The following is a 1,631-nucleotide window of genomic DNA, read 5'->3' as shown; positions in this document are numbered from 1 at the left end:
GCGCCGCGTTCGCCGACATCCTCGGGCTGGAAAGCGTGGGTGTCGACGACGACTTCTTCGCCCTCGGCGGCCACTCCCTGCTCGCCGCCCGACTGGCGAGCCGGATCCGGACCGTCCTGGGTGCGGAGATGCCCCTGCGTGTCCTCTTCGAGGCACCGACAGTGGCGGGAGTCGCGGCCAGCCTGGCCACCCCGCAGTCGACCGGGAACGACCCGGCACCGGCGCTCATGAGAAGGGACCGCCCGGAGCGCGTACCGCTCGCCCATGCCCAGCAACGGCTCTGGTTCATCGATCAGTTGGAGGGCACGAGCACGGCCTACACGATGCCGGCCGTCATACGCCTGACCGGGAACCTCGACGAGGCCGCGCTCAGTGCCGCCTTCCGGGATGTGATCGGGCGGCACGAGGTGCTGCGGACGGTGTTCCGGGTGGCGGACGGTGAGCCCTACCAGCACGTCTTGGAACTGGACGAGCTCGACTGGGAGGTGCAGTCGGATCAGGTCGCTGCAGTCGACCTCGATGCCGCCGTGGCCGCGGCCGTCGGTCATTCCTTCGACCTGTCGTCGGAGGTGCCGATCCGGGTGTCGCTGCTCCAGACCGGCGCTGACGAGTGGCTGCTGGTCCTGGTCCTCCACCATGTCGCCGGCGACGGCTGGTCCACGGGCCCCTTGGCGACGGACGTCTCGACCGCGTACGAGGCGCGGTGTGTGGGGCGGGTTCCGGTGTGGGAGCCGTTGCCGGTGCAGTACGCGGACTACGCGTTGTGGCAGCGGGAGCTGCTGGGTGACGGTGGCGACGCGGACAGTGTGATGTCGCGTCAGGTTGCTTATTGGCGTGATGTTTTGGCGGGTGCTCCGGAGGAGCTGGAGCTGCCGTTCGACCGTTCTCGTCCGGCGGTGGCTTCTCATCGTGCTCATCGGGTGTCGCTGGAGGTTCCGGCGGGTGTGCATGCGCGGCTGGCGGAGGTGGCCAGGTCCGAGGGCGTGACGATGTTCATGGTGCTGCAGGCCGCGCTGGCGGTGCTGCTGTCACGCCTCGGCGCGGGCACCGACATCCCGATCGGCTCGGCGAATGCCGGGCGTACGGATGCGGCACTGGACGATCTGGTCGGGTTCTTCGTGAACACGCTGGTGGTGCGGACGGACTTGTCCGGGGATCCGTCGTTCCGTGAGGTGCTGGGGCGGGTGCGGGAGCGGAGTCTCGCGGCGTTGGCGAACCAGGATGTGCCGTTCGAGCGGTTGGTGGAGGAGCTGGCGCCGAGCCGTTCCATGGCCCGGCATCCGTTGTTCCAGGTGATCCTGACCATGCAGAACACCCTGGATGTGGTGGAGCTGGACCTGCCGGGGATCGAGACGGCCGAGGCCGGTGTGGGTGCGGACCTGAACCTGGAGGTCACCAAGTTCGATGTCGACGTCCTTGTGCATGAGGCGTTCGACGCGGACGGTGTCGCTGCCGGTGTCCGGGGTTCGGTCGGTGTGGCTGCGGATCTGTTCGATGCCGAGTGGGCCGGGCGGATCGCCGAGGGCTGGGTCCGGGTCCTCGCCCTCCTCGCGGACGACCGGGACACCCGGCTGAGCGGGGTGGAGGTGCTTGCTGCGGCTGAGCGGCGGCGGGTGCTGTCGGAGTGGAAC

At 69.2% G+C, this 1,631-nt stretch carries 1 protein-coding gene; it reads left to right on the top strand.

Translation table 11 applies throughout. The features are described 5' to 3' along the window. On the top strand, window positions 1–1,631 hold a 1,631-nt coding region (locus ACFT4A_RS42445; RefSeq protein ID WP_382842046.1), incomplete at both ends, for a condensation domain-containing protein.

Origin of the sequence: Streptomyces sp. NPDC057099 (assembly GCF_042671245.1) — a bacterium.
Classification (GTDB): domain Bacteria; phylum Actinomycetota; class Actinomycetes; order Streptomycetales; family Streptomycetaceae; genus Streptomyces; species Streptomyces purpurascens.
The sequence above is the reverse complement of the archived record's forward strand: the minus strand, read 5'-3'. Positions and strand labels throughout refer to the sequence as shown.